This is a genomic window from Methylovirgula sp., assembly GCF_037200945.1.
In the GTDB taxonomy this organism is placed as follows: domain Bacteria; phylum Pseudomonadota; class Alphaproteobacteria; order Rhizobiales; family Beijerinckiaceae; genus Methylovirgula.
Genome location: NZ_JBBCGP010000001.1, coordinates 3,526,119 through 3,541,698, shown reverse-complemented (window position 1 = coordinate 3,541,698; position 15,580 = coordinate 3,526,119). Strand labels below are relative to the sequence as shown.

Sequence of the window (15,580 nt, the reverse complement as noted above, 5' to 3'; positions counted from 1 at the left end):
ACCCGATGAGCAGCGCCGCAACCGACCTCGGCCATCACGACGCCCATGACGAGCCACGAGGCTTGCTGCGCTGGTTGACGACGACCAATCATAAGGACATCGGCATCCTTTACATGCTGTTCGGGCTGACGATGTTTCTGCTCGGCGGCTTCTTCGCTGAACTGATCCGCGGCCAGCTTATCCATCCGGCCAATCATTTGCTGACGCCGGAAGTCTACAATCAGGTCATCACGCTGCACGGCCTCGTTATGGTGTTTGGCGCGCTGATGCCGGTGACGGCGGGCTTCGCCAATTATCTCATTCCGCTGATGATCGGTGCGCCGGACATGGCGTTGCCGCGGCTGAACAATTGGGGCTTCTGGCTGCTGCCGCCGGCCGCCATCGTTCTCGTGCTGCCATTCATCTTGAAGCTGATCGGCATCGGCAACGGCCCGGTCGATACCGGCTGGACCATGTATGCGCCGCTCTCGGTGCAGGGCGGCCCCGGTGTTGATTTCGCGATCTTCGCCATTTTCCTGCTCGGCGCCTCATCGCTGATGGCCTCAATCAATATCGTCGTGACGATCTTCAACCTGCGCGCGCCGGGCATGACGATGATGAAGTTGCCGCTCTTCGTCTGGAGTTGGCTGATGACCTCGTTCCTGCTGATCGCGGTTTTTCCGGCGCTCATCGCGGGAAGCGCCATGCTGCTCGCCGACCGGCATTTCGGTACGCATTTTTTCAGCGCCGCTGGAGGTGGTGATCCCGTGCTCTGGGAGCATCTGTTCTGGTTCTTCGGTCATCCGGAAGTTTACATTCTGCTGTTTCCGACCGCCGGAATCATGTCGCACGTCTTGCCGACCTTCGCGCGCAAGCCGGTCTTCGGATATCGCGCCCAGGTCTATTCTTATTGGGCGATCGCGGCTTTATCGGTCGTGGTCTGGGCGCATCATATGTTCACTTCGGGCATGCCGGTCGCCGGGCAGCTCTATTTCATGTATTCGACGATGCTGATCTCGGTGCCGCTAGCGATTCTCTTTTTCTGCTGGATGGGCACGATCTGGAGGGGATCGCTCAGTTTCGAGACGCCGATGCTGTTTGCGCTCGGCTATATCGTTCTCTTCTTCATCGGCGGCTTGACCGGTCTGGTTCTCGCCGATGCCGTCGCCGATCAGCAATATCACAACTCTTTCTTCCTCGTTGCGCACTTCCATTATGCGCTGTTTGGCGGCCCGATCATGGGTGTCATCGCCGGAGTCTATTATTGGCTGCCGAAAATCACCGGCCGCATGTACAGTGAGCGCCTTGGCAAATGGCACTTCTGGCTGACGATGATCGGGTTCAACATCACCTTCATGTCGCAATTTTTCCTCGGCGTTGCCGGCATGCCGCGTCGCATTCCCGACTATGCGCTGCAATTCGCGTCGCTCAACACGGTGTCGAGCCTCGGCGCCTTCATTCTCGGCGCGGCGCAATTGCTGCTCGTCTACAATGTCATTCGTGCCGCAGCTGGCTACGGCAAGCGGGCTACGAACCAGGTTTGGGAAGGCGCGGAAGGACTCGAATTCACGCTGCCGTCGCCGCCGCCGCATCATACGTTTGAAGAACAGCCGGTCGTCGCATGAGCGAGGATGCCGGTGCCACAAAGACCACGACGAAGCGCGCGGCAAACGGGCGGCTCGCTTGGGTTTTGGCGGTTGTGGCGCTCGGCTTCTTCGGCTTCGGCTTCGGCCTCGTGCCGCTCTATAACACCCTTTGCCATTTTACCGGGCTGAACGGCAAGACGGACGAGGCGAGTGCGCGACCCGTGGGCGGCGTCGATCTATCCCGCACCGTGACAGTCGAATTCATGAGCACGGTAATGCCGGGTCTGCCGTGGCAATTCCGGCCGATGGAGCGGCGCTTGCGCGTTCACCCCGGCGAGCCTTCGACAGCAACTTATCTCGCCACAAATCTCGGCGGCACACGATTCTATGGGCAAGCCATCATGAGCGTAAGTCCGGAGCAGGCGGCGACACATTTTAAAAAGATCGAATGCTTTTGCTACCACAAGCAGGGGCTCGATCCGCAGCAATCGCGCGTCATGCCGGTCGTGTTTTTTGTAAGCCGCGATCTGCCGCCGGAAATCTCGACGATCACAGTGTCCTATTCGGCTTTTCCGGTTGCGGAAGAGGCCGCGCTGAGGGGAGTTAATTAAAGTGAGCGCAGATGTCGCCGCAACCCGCCGCTATTTCGTCCCGCGGCCGAGCCCCTATCCGGCGCTCATGTCGTTTTCGATCATGCTGCTCGCGATCGGCCTCGGCCTCGGCGTGAACGGCTATCCGGCCGGCCGATGGTTCGCCGGCGTCGGGATAATATCGATCCTCTTCGCGCTAACACGCTGGATCGGCAAGGTCATCGCCGAGAGCCAGGGCGGCTTCTATCATCATTGGGAGGATCGTTCATTCCGGCTCGGCATGATCTGGTTCATCGTTTCCGAAGTGGTGTTGTTCGCGACGTTGTTCGGTGTCTTATTTTACGAGCGCGAAGTTTCGCTCCCGTGGCTTGCGTCGCTTGATGCGCATTTCACGCCTTGGCCGCACTTCTCCGGCGCGTGGCCATCTGCGGGCCCGGCTGGAAAGCATTTTTCGACCGTCTATCCTTGGGGCATCCCGGCGCTCAATACGCTGCTGCTCGTCAGTTCCGGCGCAACGGTGACGCGGGCGCATTATTGGCTGCGGCGGGATCGCCGTGACGCGCTCACCTTCTGGCTGGCGCTGACGATCTTGCTTGGCGTGATCTTCCTGGTTTTGCAGGCGCGGGAATTCTATGAGGCCTATACCGAGTTAGGTCTGACGCTCGGCTCCGGCGTCTATGGCGCGACGTTCTTTGCACTGACCGGCCTGCACGGATTCCACGTCACGGTCGGTGTCGTGATGCTGACGGCGCTGCTCGCGCGCATCTTGCGTGGCCATTTCGACGCGAGCCACCATTTCGCTTTCGAGGCGGTGAGCTGGTACTGGCATTTCGTCGATGTGGTCTGGCTGTTGCTCTTCGTCCTGGTTTATTGGCTGTAAGCTAACTTAATCTGGATCCTTGTCGGACGTTGCGCGCCGCATGGCCTCGCGCAGGTCGGACCAGCGTCGATAGCCTTCATTGGCGCCAAGCAGCGCGAAGGCGAGAACGAACGGGATCAGATAATAGATAATGCGGAACATGAGCAGTGAGGCGAGCACACCCTCCTGCGACGGGATCGGCAAAATCTTGAGCATCGTCGCCTCAAAGACGCCGATACCGCCGGGCGCATAGCTTGCGATGCCGAGCGCGCAGGCGAACACATAGACCGCCGCGAAAGTGAAGAAATCAATACCATGCGTGTCGGGAAGCAAGGCGTAAAGAACGCCTGCCGCTGCGCAAAGATCGATGACGCTGAGGACAATCTGCGCCGTCGTCAGCTTGAACCCCGGCAGTTCGAGTTTGAAACCTTGAATGCGCGTCCAGCGATGTTCGACAGACACCCACACGAGATAGGCGACCAGGCCGCCAAGCGCGGCGATGCCGATCAACATATTGATGTGAGGTGCGAAATGATCGAGCTGGCTGATCATCCCGGCGCGAAAGATCAGACCGATCGCGAGGATGAAGACCATGCCGAGCCAATAGGTGACGCCCGCAATCACCGTGAGGCTGGCGATCTTTGCCGGCGAGATACCCGCTTGCGAATAAATCCAGAAGCGCACCGTGCCGGCGGTAATCAGCGGAAAGCCGAGCGTGAAGCAAATCGCATAGCTCGTGAACGAGGCGAGCGCCGTCGTCGTATACGGCACTTTCTGGCGCAATTGCAGCAGAGCGACGCCGTCGTAGCCGGTCAATGCGAGGAAAGATAAAGCCGTCAGGCCGAGAGCGGCGAGGATCTGGTTGTTTTCGGTGGCATCGAACGCGGCCCGCAATTGGCCGGGGTTGATATGCGCCAGGGTGTGGATGAGGACGAAAATGGCAAGGGCCGCGATGCCTAGACTGAAACACGCGCCAATGTAGGTCGCGATCTGTCGTCGGCGCTTGTGGTCTTCGCCGCCGCCCTCCGCGGAAAAGCTCGCCAACCACGAGTGTAGATTAGGCTTCTGCGGCAGACTGCCCCCCAGGCCGCGCCGGCCCTTCATGCGTTCGGGGCGTACTTCCTCATTGATCGCCATTCATTTTCCGTCGTGCAAGCGCTCTGGCAGGCGGGTTATGTGGGCTGAACGCGCCAGGGGCAAGTCCCGTTGCCCTTCCTGTAGATGAGTCGCGCCGCGGGCAGGTCAAGCGTTGCGTCGCATCCGCTTGTGCCCTCGAGCTGGAATGTTAACTATTTGATAAAGCGAGCCTTTAGCATAGCTCGTAGCAGACGGGTTCAATTATTTTGTGTCAGAGGCCAGGCCAGTCCTTGCCAATTCGGGCCGGCCGTTGCGAAATCACCACATTATTTTGCCATCCCTTGGCGATGCGGCAGCTTGGGCGCGCCTGCGGCGGAAAACCGGCGCCTTTTTAACGGACGGAGCGAATATGCGCGCGGTCGCTGGCTTTCTGTGTCTGCTGCTGGTTCTCGCCGTCTCCGGCCGCGCCGAGACTCTGCAAAGCGATTATCGAAACGCCAATCTCGCCAGCGATGCCGTTCGGCTCGCGGCGCAAGTGGCGCAGGACGGCGATGATCTGATGGATCAGACGCCGGACGCACTTCGGCAGGCCGCGGCTACGGCGCTCGCCAAGCGCGATTCGAAGGGTATGCTTCACGCTCTGGCCGGGCTGATCGCCATTAATCCGAACGATGCCACAAGCTGGCTTGCCTATTCGCGCGCGGAAGTTGCGTCCGGCAATTCCGACGACATTCTGCAAGCGGCAACGACGGCCGCCTATCTGGCTTACCTCAAGGCCGCCGACAAACGGCAAGCCGCCCTCGCGCTCGCGCAGCTCGGCGCCATCTTTGCGCAGCGTGAATCGTGGCGCCCTTCGCTCGACGCCTATCACGCAAGCCTTGGGCTTGTGGACGATCTAGCGGTGCGGACGACCTATCAAAAAGAGCGCGACACCTATGGCTTCCGCATCCTCGACTACAAGGTCGATAAGGATTCCGCCGCGCCGCGGGCGTGCTTCCAGCTCTCCGAGTCGCTGGCCGGCGGCCACGTCGATTTCGCGTCCTATGTGAGCGTCGCCGGTATCGATCGACCGGCGGTTTCGGCGGAAGATCAGCAGATTTGCGTCGATGGCCTGCAGCACGGGGCGCATTACACGATCGTTCTGCGGCAGGGGATTCCTTCGGCGGTCAATGAGCAGCTTTTGCGCACGGCGACCTACAACATCTATGTGCGCGACCGCTCTCAGCAGGTGCATTTCACAGGCAAGAATTATGTGCTGCCGCGCGTCGGCCAGCAGGGCATTCCGGTTGTCTCCGTCAACGTCAAAAAGATTGCGGTGCAAATTCTGCGCGTCGGCGACCGCGGCCTGCTGCCGATCATTACATCGAGCGATTTTCTCTCCCAGCTTTCGAGCTACCGGCTCGATCAGCTTAAGAACAGCGACGCGCGCAAAATCTGGAAGGGTACGCTCGATGTCGCGAGCCTGCTGAACAAGGATGTGACGACCGCCTTTCCTGTGCTTGAAGCGGCCGGCGCCTTGCAGGCGGGCGTTTACATCATGACGGCGAAGCCCGGCGACGGGCTCCAGTCTTCGGATAGCGACGACGATTCGAATGTCGCGACGCAATGGTTCGTCGTATCGGATCTCGGCCTCACTGCGCTTTCAAGCCGCGATGGTCTGCATGTCTTCGTGCGTTCGCTGACGAGCGCGAAGCCGCTTGCGGGCATTTCGCTACGTCTTGTCGCGCGCGACAACGAAGTGCTCGCGACCAAGCAGACCGATGCCAACGGCTATGTTCGCTTTGAGCCGGGCCTCTCGCGCGGCAGCAATGGCCTCGCGCCGGGTCTCATCGTCGGTGAGGACGGCAAAGGCGATTACGGCTTCCTCAATATGCAGCAGGGCGCGTTCGATCTGACCGATCGCGGCGTCTCCGGCCGCGACGTGACGCAGCCGCTCGACGCTGAGGTTTTTACCGAGCGCGGCGTTTATCGCTCCAACGAGACCGTCTATGTCACCGCATTGCTGCGCGACGCCAAGGGCAGTGCCAAGACCGGCGTGCCGCTGACGCTTGTCGCCAAGCGGCCGGACGGCGTCGAATACAAGCGCGTGCTGATTGCCGATCAGGGTGCTGGCGGGCGCAGCTACGGGCTGACACTTTTGCCATCCAGCGCCAGCGGCACATGGCGTGTTGAGGCCTACGTCGATCCGAAAGGCGCGCCGGTCGGCGAGGCGACATTCCTCGTCGAGGATTACGTGCCCGAACGGCTCGACTTCAAACTCAAGCCACAAGAGACGCAGGCGCGGGCCGGTGACTCAAGTACGGTCGATGCGAATGCACGCTATCTTTACGGCGCGCCGGGCAGCGGCCTCGATATCAGCGGCGATGTGACTGTCGAGGCGGCGGGGAATCACGGCCTGCCGATTCTGCAAGGCTATGAGGCGGGTCTTCAGGATCAGACGTTCACCGCGGTCAGTAAGGATTTGCCGACGAGCGCGACGACCGACGCCAAGGGCGACGCGAAAATCGACGTGCCGATTCCCGATATCGCCGCCACGCAGCCGCTCGAGGCGAAGGTCACCTTGCGCGTCGGCGAGCCGGGCGGCCGCGCGGTTGAGCGGAGCGTCACGCTGCCGATCCTGCCGAAGGGTGGCCTGATCGGCGTGAAGCAGGATTTCGTGACGCTCGGCGATGGCGACATCGCCTCGTTCGATGTGATCGCCGTCAATTCGAGCGCCGCGCGCGTCGCACGCAAGGGCGTGACCTGGTCGCTCTATCGGCTTCTGACCGATTACCAATGGTACAATCAGGATGGGCATTGGGATTTCGAGACGGTGAAATCCTCGCGCCGTGTGGCTTCCGGGACGCTCGATCTTGCTGCTGATGCTTTGGGTAAAATCTCGGCGCCGGTGGAACTCGGCGATTATCGTCTCGATGTCACCAGTGCCGATCCGAACGATGCGCCGACGAGTGTGACATTCGGTGTTGGCTGGTCGGGCGATGCGAGCGCCGATGCGCCCGATCTTCTCGAAGTGACGCTCGACAAAAAGGACTATGCGCCGGGCGAGGCGATGAAGATCAAGATCGCCTCGCGCTTTGCCGGCACGGCGACGGTCGCGATCCTCAATGATCAATTGAATTATTCGTCGCTGGTCGATCTGAAGAAGGGTGACAATCTCGTCAGTGTGCCGGTCAATGCCGCTTGGGGCGCGGGCGCCTATGCTGTCGTCTTCGCGCATCGGCCGCTGGATCAGGCCGCGCAACGCAATCCGGGCCGGGCGCTGGGGCTGGCGTGGTTCAGCGTCGCCGCCGCAAGCCACAAGCTCGGCGTCGCTTTCGATACGCCGGACAAGCTGCGGCCGCATCAGCACATCAGCGTTCCGATCACATTGACAGGTTTGGCGCCGGGCGAGCAGGCCTATGTCACGCTGGCCGCCGTTGATGTCGGCATTCTCAATCTCACGCATTATCAGACGCCTGATCCGCGCAAATATTTCTACGGCCAGCGCACGCTCGCCTCCGAAATCCGCGACATCTATGGTTTCCTGATCGATGGCATGCAAGGCACGCTTGGCGCCATTCGCTCAGGCGGCGACGCGGGCGGCGATCTGCAAGGCAACAAGCCCACGGAAGCGCCGCTCGCGCTCTTTTCCGGCGTTGTGAATGTCGGGCCAGACGGCAAGGCGGAGGTCGGGTTTGATCTGCCGCCGTTCAACGGCACGATGCGCCTCGCTGCTGCCGTGTGGACCGCGGAAAAGGTCGGCAGCGCCAGCGCCGATATCATCGTCCGCGATCCGGTCGTCGTGCAGCCGACGTTGCCGCGCTTTTTGGCGCTGAAGGATCATTCGCGACTCTATCTGCAAATCGACAATGTCGAGGGCGAAACAGGCCTCTACAATTATGATGTCTCGGCGCAGGGGCCCGTCTCGGTTGTGGGCCGCGGGCGCGGTGCGATCCGCCTCAAAGCGGGCGAGCGCACATCGCTGTCGGTGCCGCTTGTCGGCACGGGAATCGGCGAGGCCGACATTGCCTTCAAGATGAGCGGCCCCAGGTTCAAGACCGAACGTAATTTTGCACTCGATGTCGAACCCGGGACGCCCAACATTTATCGACGTGTGGTGCGGCAACTGATGCCAGGCGATTCATTCCTCGTCACGAAGGACCTGACGGCGGAATTTCTGCCAGGCACCGGACGTGTCTCTGCGGCCGTCGCGAGCCTGACCGGCATCAATGCCGCGGGCAATCTGCAGGCGCTGGCCGATTATCCGTTCGAATGTTCCGAACAGCTCGTCAGCCGCACGATGCCGCTGCTCTATGTTGCCAAGCTCGCCGATCCTGAGGCGCTTGCGTTCGATACCGGCATCGCCAGCCGCGTCAATCGTGCCATCGCGCTGTTGCTGGCGCGGCAGGATTCGACCGGCGCGTTCGGGCTCTGGTCGGCGGGCAATGCGGATGACGCATGGCTCGATGCGTTCGTCACCGATTTTCTCACGCGCGCACGCGAGGAAAATTATGACGTTCCGCAGGAAGCTTTCGCCCAGGCTCTTGAACGGCTGCGCAATTACGTCGCCAACACGAGTGAGGTCCAGGCCGGGCAGGCGCCGGCGCTGGCTTATGCCATCTACGTCCTCGCCCGCAACGGCAAGCCGGTGATGGAAGATTTGCGCTATCTCGCTGATGCGCAACTTTCGGCTTTCCAGACGCCGCTGGCGCGGGCGCAGCTCGCCGCATCGCTCGCGCTGCTCGGCGATCGCGGCCGCGCTCAAAAGGTCTTCGCAGCGGCGGGCGAAAGTCTGGCACAAGTGAAAGATGCCGACAGTTTGACACGGACGGATTTCGGCTCACGCCTGCGCGATGGCGCCGGGCTTCTGACATTGGCGGTCGAAGGCGGCGCCGACAACACGCAGATCGAACAGGCGGCACAGGTTGTCGAAAGCGCCCGTGATGCGATCGATTATACAAGCACACAGGAAGAATCCTGGATGGTTCTCGCTGCCGAGGCGTTGGCCGCGCGCGATGTGTCGATCTCGCTCGCTATTGACGGCACGGCGCATAGCGGCGCCTATTATCGAACCTGGCTCGCCGCGAAACTTTCCACGCAGCCGGTGAAGGTCGTCAATCAGGGCGCGCAGCCCGTCACCCTGGCGCTGACAACTGCCGGAAACCCGATCTTGCCGGAGCCCGCGGCCGGGCAGGGCTATACGATCGAGCGTGGATATTATTCGATGGACGGCAACCCGATCGATCCGACGAAGATCAAACAGAACGACCGCTTCGTCATCACGTTGAAGGTGACGGAAAACGCCGCCGCCCATGCGCATCTCGTCCTCAACGATCCTTTGCCGGCGGGTCTCGAGATCGATAATCCCGATCTGTACGACGGCGGCAATGTCGATGCGCTCTCCTGGGTGAAGACCGACGTCCAGCCGACGCATACCGAATATCGCGACGACCGCTTTGTTGCGGCCTTTGACCGCGACGGCCAATCGGTGGCAACCTTCGCGGTGGCCTATATCGTCCGCGCCGTGACGCCCGGCCGCTATGTCGCGCCGGCGGCCACGATCGAGGACATGTATCGCCCGCAACGTTATGCGCGGACGGCCACGGGCAATGTCACGGTCGCGGCGCCAAAATGATTCTGCGGCGCTGGCTGATCTTCCTTGGCGCCGCGTTTCTCGTCGCCGTCTTCAGCCTCTCATGGGCCTGGGACGATTATTTCGCCAGCCTACATCCGCTCGACCTCGCGTTGGCGGAGCGCGCCTCGCCGGTTGTGCTCGACCGCTATGGGCAATTGCTGCGCGCCTTCACGATGTCGGATGGCCGCTGGCGTCTGCCGGTCACGGCACAGGATGTCGATCCGCGTTTCATCGCCATGCTTCTCGCTTATGAGGATCACCGCTTTTATACGCACCGCGGCGTCGATCCCGAAGCGTTGGGGCGCGCCGCGCTGCAATTTGCGACCCGCGGGCGAATTGTGTCCGGCGGTTCGACCCTGACCATGCAGGTCGCGCGTCTGCTTGAGCCGCGCAAGGAAAAATCTGTCGCATCGAAAGTGCGGCAGATGGCGCGCGCGCTGCAACTCGAATCGCAATACGCCAAATCGATCATTCTCGATCTCTATCTTGGCCTCGCGCCCTACGGCGGCAATATCGAAGGCGTGCGCGCGGCGAGCCTCGCCTATTTCGGCAAGGAGCCGAAACGCCTGAGCGTTGCCGAGGCCGCGTTGCTCGTGGCTTTGCCGCAGTCGCCGGAAGCGCGGCGGCCAGATCGTTTTCCGGTGCGTGCCCGCGCCGCGCGCGACCGTGTGCTGGCGCGTGCCTATCGTCGCGGCGTTATCAACTTGGCTGAGCGCGATGAGGCCATGCAGCAGGATGTGCCGCATGCGCGGCTGGCCTTCCCACATCTCGCGCCGCACGCGGCCGAAGCGGCCTTACGTGCGGATAAGGAACATGGTGTTCATCATTTGACGTTGTCTGCGGCGTGGCAGGCGCCGCTCGAACAATTGGCGCGGGAGAGCGCGCAGCGGCTCGGTCCGAAAATTTCGGTAGCAATCCTCGTCGTCGACAACGCGACCGGCGAAGTTCGCGCGCATGTCGGCGGCGCGGATTATTTCTCCGCACCGCGCAAGGGCGCGATCGATATGACCAAGGCGTTTCGTTCGCCGGGGTCGGCGCTGAAGCCCTTCATCTATGCGCTCGCTTTTGAATCAGGCATCGCGCATCCGGAGACAGTTCTTGACGATAGGCCGGTGCATTTCGGCCAATATGCGCCGGACGATTTCGACCTCGGCTTCGAGGGCACAGTGACGGCGCGGCACGCCCTCCAAATGTCGCTCAATCTGCCGGCCGTCGAACTGCTCAATGCCGTCGGGCCGGAGCGATTTCTCGCGCGGTTGCGCAGCGCCGGCGCTGAGGTGAAACTTCAGGACGATCAACCGCCGGGACTGGCCATCGGCCTCGGCGGCGTCGGCATCCGGCTCGTCGATCTCGTCAAACTTTATGCCGGACTAGCGCGCGGCGGCAGCGTGCCGGTTCTGCACGAGCGTGCGATGGGCGCGCTCACATCGCATGCGCGCATCTGCGAGCCGGTCTCGGCCTGGTATGTCGCCGACATTCTGCGTGGCGCACCGCCGCCTGATAACGCGCCGTATAATCGTCTCGCCTTCAAGACCGGCACGTCTTACGGCTATCGCGACGCTTGGGCCGCCGGTTTCGACCGCAGGAATACGATCGCCGTCTGGGTGGGACGACCTGACAATGAACCCGTCCCCGGCCTCATCGGCCGTGTGGCGGCTGCGCCGATTTTGTTTGATGCTTTCGCGCGCATCGGCAGCGATTACGAGATCATCCCAAAACCCGCTGATGCGCTTGTCGCGCGCACATTGGATTTGCCGCCGCCGCTCAGGCAATTGCGCGACGATCATGTCGCCGATGCCGGCAATGGCGATACGCAGGCGCTGAAGATCATTTATCCGCCGAATGGCGCGCGCGTCGATCTCGGCCTCGCGGCGCCCGACGCCAGTGACCTCGCGTTGAAGGCAGCAGGCGGCGTGCCGCCGTTCCGCTGGATGGTCAATGGCACACCCGTCGGTGCACCCGATCCACGCCGTGAGTCCGAATGGACGCCAGACGGCGCCGGCTTTGCCCGCATTTCCGTGATGGATGCAAAAGGGCAGTCGGACAGCGTGCGCATCCGACTGCAATAGATCAGGCCTTCGGATAATCCGTGCCTGCCGAGACGGGTGCCCATTTCATAATTTCGGCCTGCAAGGCACCAAGCTTTTCACCAACCAATTGCAGCGCGTCCGATCCGAGCAGCAGATGTAGCGGCGGCTCTTCCACCTGCGTGATGTGCAGCATGGCTTCCGCCGCCTTGCGGGGATCGCCCGGCTGGGTGCCATTACGCGCCGCGAGTCGCTTGCGTGACCAGCCGGCGGAGGGCTCATAATCTTCGATCGTGCGTTCGACATGTCGCATTGAGCGCCCCGCCCAATCAGTGCGGAAGCCGCCCGGCTCGACGAGCGTCACCTTGATGCCGAGATGCTTCACTTCCTTGGCTAGCGATTCCGAAATGCCTTCGAGCGCGAATTTGCTGCCGTGGTAGGCGGAAATTCCGGGGAAGGCCATGAGCCCGCCCATCGAACTGATATTGAGGATGTGGCCGGCGTGGCGGCTGCGCAGATAGGGCAGGGTCGCCTGCATCATCGCAATGGCGCCGAAGACATTCACCTCGAACTGCTGACGGAAATCGGCGAGCGTCGCTTCCTCCAGCGCGCCCTCGAATCCGTAGCCGGCATTGTTGACGAGCACCTTAATGCCGCCGAGCTTTTCTTCGGCTTCCTTGACGCCGCGATGCACCGCGGCTTCATCGGTGACATCGAGCAGAATGCCGAAGGCGCGGCCCGGTGCGAGCTTTTCGAACTCGGCTTTATCTGCGTCCTTGCGAACGGTACCGGCGACCTTGCCGCCTTTTTCGAGGATTAGTTCCGACAGCGCACGGCCGAAGCCGCTGCTGACACCCGTGATGAGCCAATTCATAGCGAACTCCTTATTGAAAGCCGACGATCGGATGTGGGACATAGGGCGATTCGAGCTTGGCGATTTCATCCGCCGTCAGCTTTAGCGACAGGGCCGCGACCGCATCGTCGAGGTGGTTGAGTTTGGACGCGCCGATGATTGGCGCGGTGATGCCGTCTTTCTGCAACAGCCAGGCGAGCGCGACCTGCGCGCGCGGCACGTCACGGGCCTTCGCAACGTCTGCGACCTCTCCGGCGATCTTCTTGTCGGACTCGAGTCCATAAAGCGTCTTGCCGAAGACATCGCTGTTCTGGCGTTCACTCGTCTCGTCCCAATCGCGCGTCAGGCGGCCGCGCGCGAGCGGGCTCCAGGGCAACACGGCAATCTTCTGGTCGCGACAGAGCGGCAGCATTTCGCGCTCTTCTTCGCGGTTCAAGAGATTGATGTGGTCCTGCATGGAGACGAATTCCGTCCAGCCGTTGAGGCGCGAGATGTAAAGCGCCTTGGCGAATTGCCATGCGAACATGGAGGACGCGCCGATGTAGCGCGCCTTGCCGGCCTTCACGACATCATGCAGCGCCTCAAGCGTTTCCTCGATTGGCGTAGCGTGATCCCAGCGATGAATCTGGTAGAGATCGACATAATCGACGCCAAGACGGCGTAAGCTGTTATCGATCTCGGCAAGAATTGCGCGGCGCGACAGGCCGCCGCCGTTCGGCCCAGGATGCATACGACCGTGCACCTTGGTTGCGATCACGACATCCTGGCGCGAAGCAAAATCCTTCAGCGCGCGGCCGACGATTTCTTCCGATGAACCATCCGAATAGACATTCGCCGTGTCGAAGAAATTGATGCCGAGTTCGATTGCCTTCTTGATAATCGGCCGGCTCTTTTCCTCGTCGAGCGTCCAGGTGTGCGGGCCGCGTCCCGGCTCGCCATAGGTCATGCAGCCAAGGCAGATGCGCGACACGTCGAGTCCGGTGTGGCCGAGTTTTACGTAGTCCATTCTTCGATCTCCGGAATGCAAACGGCCGCGGGAGCCGCGGCCGTGAAAGCGTAAGTCGCGCGGCTCAAACGAGCTTGAGAGTGACCTGGACGTTGCCGCGCAAGGCGTTGGAATAGGGGCAGACCTTGTCCGCCTTCTCGATGAGCTGCTGGGCTTCTTCGTGCGGCAGGCCGGGCAGCGATACGTCGAGTTCGACTTCAAGGCCGAAGCCGCCTTCCGAGCGCGGGCCGATGCCAACGATCGCCGAGACGGCAGTATCCTCGGGAACTTTTGGGCCGCCCTGCGACGCAACAAATTTCATGGCGCCCAGGAAACAGGCCGAATAGCCGGTCGCGAAAAGTTTTTCGGGATTGTTGCCGGGCGTGCCGGGACCGCCGAGTTCCTTCGGGATGGTCAGCGTGACATCGAGCGTGCCGTCTTCCGTACGCGAATGGCCGTCGCGGCCGCCATGGGCGGTGGCCTTGGTGCGATAAAGAACATTGACCGACATGGCTTTACTCCTTGGGCTGAATTCATGCGGGCTGGCGCCGGGCGTTTAAGCAGGCGCCACTCACATGAAACGTATTGGAGCGGTTTTCAATCTAGCCCCGCGGCGGGCGGAAGGTCTCGCCTGTATAAACGAACCGGCTGTGTCCCGCTTGTTGGATATTGCCGAAATCGCTGGCCGGCTGAGTCGCAGGGCTTCTTGCATCGGCACACCGAAGCGGCGATAATTGCCGTTCAACAACGACGATTCTCATCCTTATCGCCTTGAAAGAGGCCGAATTTCCCGCCAAACACTCTGAGTCCTCAGCAATTATACGAACAAGGGACCAGCGGGCTTTTGTCGTCATCCTCTCGGATTTATATACGGTCTCCCATGCGCACCGTTTCCGCTTGCTCGTCACTCGTCGCTCTGCTTCTTCTTGTCACGACGCTGGCGATCGTCCCCGCTGCGGCGGAAGTCATCGCGGCGCGTTATGCGGTGACGCTGGTCGGGTTCCGGATCGGTGAGGCAAGCGCGCGGGGCGCCGTCAGCGCCGCGGCTTATCGCGTCGCACTCGACGCGCATCTGACCGGCTTGGCTGAGTGGCTCGCGCATATGCGGATCGCGCTTGCATCATCGGGCGAGATTCGCCGCGGTGCGGTTCTGCCGAATGCTTATGCGACAACGGCCGCGTCGGAGCGCGATACACGTACCGTTCGCATGGCGCTCGCAGCTGGCAATGTGCGCGCCGTCGATATTTCTCCGCCACTCGACGACGAATCGATTCGCATCCCCGTTTCGTCGGCGGAAAAACGCAACGTTCTCGATCCGACAAGCGCACTGATCATGGCAGTGCCCGCCGGGGAAGCATTGGTCGGACCAGCGGCCTGTAACCGTACGCTGCAGATCTATGACGGCGTTGTCCGCTTTGATTTGACGATGAGCTATAATGGAACGCGCAACGTGTCAGCCATTGGCTACGACGGCCCCGTGTCCGTCTGCGCGGTTCGCTACAAGCCCATCGCTGGCCATCGTTACGATTCGCGCTCGACGAAATTCATGGCGCAAAATCACGATATCGAGGTTTGGCTCGCGCCGATCGAGCGGGCGCATGTCGTCATCCCGTTCCACATCGGGCTGCGGACGATGGCCGGCATGGCCTATGTCGATGCGGTTGAGCTTCATTTGCAGCCAAGCGGCAAGACTTTGAAGGCCGACCGCTGAAGATTCGCGTGCGCCAATTCACGGCGCTTTGAACGATCGATGATTTTTCATCGCGGACTTGACAAAGCGCGTCGTCAGAGTCCGTCCCGAGTCGTACGCGGCGTAGCCTATGAAGCCCCGGAAAAGCTCGAGATTCACAACCCATAGCGATGAATCGATCTCACGCCCAACATCTTGCGGTGAACAAACGCGGATTCCGGCCCAGTCAGCGATTCGGGCTCGATTCGTTCGTGGCGTGTTCGAAGTGTCAACGGAAATGGCAATCTCGCCATGGTGTTTGCCACAGATTGAAACAGGCG

The 15,580-nt window shown here is 61.4% G+C and carries 10 protein-coding genes; 6 read left to right on the top strand and 4 right to left on the bottom strand.

The window, feature by feature from the left end; translation table 11 throughout:
* Window positions 1-5: 5 nt before the first annotated feature.
* Genes ctaD through WDN02_RS17310 form a run of 3 tightly spaced genes read left to right on the top strand, consistent with a single transcriptional unit; the run spans window position 6 to window position 3,035 of the window.
* Complete coding sequence (ctaD, locus tag WDN02_RS17320) at window positions 6-1,604, top strand: cytochrome c oxidase subunit I (protein WP_337294668.1); 1,599 nt, start codon at window positions 6-8, stop codon at window positions 1,602-1,604.
* Complete coding sequence (locus WDN02_RS17315; protein ID WP_337294667.1) at window positions 1,601-2,176, top strand: cytochrome c oxidase assembly protein; 576 nt, start codon at window positions 1,601-1,603, stop codon at window positions 2,174-2,176. Before ctaD ends, WDN02_RS17315 begins: the two co-directional genes overlap by 4 nt.
* Before the next feature lies 1 nt (window position 2,177).
* Window positions 2,178-3,035, top strand: a complete 858-nt coding sequence (locus WDN02_RS17310) for a cytochrome c oxidase subunit 3 (RefSeq protein ID WP_337294666.1) — start codon at window positions 2,178-2,180, stop codon at window positions 3,033-3,035.
* A 6-nt stretch (window positions 3,036-3,041) separates the two neighbouring features.
* On the opposite strand, the gene WDN02_RS17305 is transcribed toward WDN02_RS17310, so the two are convergent.
* On the bottom strand, window positions 3,042-4,151 hold the full coding sequence (locus WDN02_RS17305; protein ID WP_337294665.1) for a lysylphosphatidylglycerol synthase domain-containing protein: 1,110 nt from the start codon (window positions 4,149-4,151) through the stop codon (window positions 3,042-3,044).
* A gap of 349 nt (window positions 4,152-4,500) precedes the next feature.
* Between WDN02_RS17305 and WDN02_RS17300 the strand changes: the two genes are divergently transcribed.
* Both WDN02_RS17300 and pbpC read left to right on the top strand, forming a co-directional pair.
* Complete coding sequence (locus WDN02_RS17300; RefSeq protein ID WP_337294664.1) at window positions 4,501-9,705, top strand: alpha-2-macroglobulin; 5,205 nt, start codon at window positions 4,501-4,503, stop codon at window positions 9,703-9,705.
* Window positions 9,702-11,774: a penicillin-binding protein 1C gene (pbpC, locus tag WDN02_RS17295; protein WP_337294663.1), complete on the top strand. Its 2,073-nt coding sequence runs from the start codon at window positions 9,702-9,704 to the stop codon at window positions 11,772-11,774. The genes WDN02_RS17300 and pbpC overlap by 4 nt, the downstream gene beginning before the upstream one ends.
* Before the next feature lies 1 nt (window position 11,775).
* On the opposite strand, the gene WDN02_RS17290 is transcribed toward pbpC, so the two are convergent.
* The 3 genes from WDN02_RS17290 to WDN02_RS17280 all read right to left on the bottom strand — a co-directional run bounded on the left by WDN02_RS17290 (window position 11,776) and on the right by WDN02_RS17280 (window position 14,081).
* Window positions 11,776-12,606: an oxidoreductase gene (locus WDN02_RS17290; protein ID WP_337294662.1), complete on the bottom strand. Its 831-nt coding sequence runs from the start codon at window positions 12,604-12,606 to the stop codon at window positions 11,776-11,778.
* A gap of 10 nt (window positions 12,607-12,616) precedes the next feature.
* Window positions 12,617-13,591 (bottom strand): aldo/keto reductase, encoded by a 975-nt coding sequence (locus WDN02_RS17285; RefSeq protein WP_337294661.1) that lies wholly within the window; start codon window positions 13,589-13,591, stop codon window positions 12,617-12,619.
* A gap of 64 nt (window positions 13,592-13,655) precedes the next feature.
* Window positions 13,656-14,081: an organic hydroperoxide resistance protein gene (locus WDN02_RS17280; RefSeq protein ID WP_337294660.1), complete on the bottom strand. Its 426-nt coding sequence runs from the start codon at window positions 14,079-14,081 to the stop codon at window positions 13,656-13,658.
* Between the two features lie 369 nt (window positions 14,082-14,450).
* Between WDN02_RS17280 and WDN02_RS17275 the strand changes: the two genes are divergently transcribed.
* On the top strand, window positions 14,451-15,281 hold the full coding sequence (locus WDN02_RS17275) for a DUF3108 domain-containing protein (RefSeq protein WP_337294659.1): 831 nt from the start codon (window positions 14,451-14,453) through the stop codon (window positions 15,279-15,281).
* The last annotated feature ends 299 nt before the right edge of the window (window positions 15,282-15,580 follow it).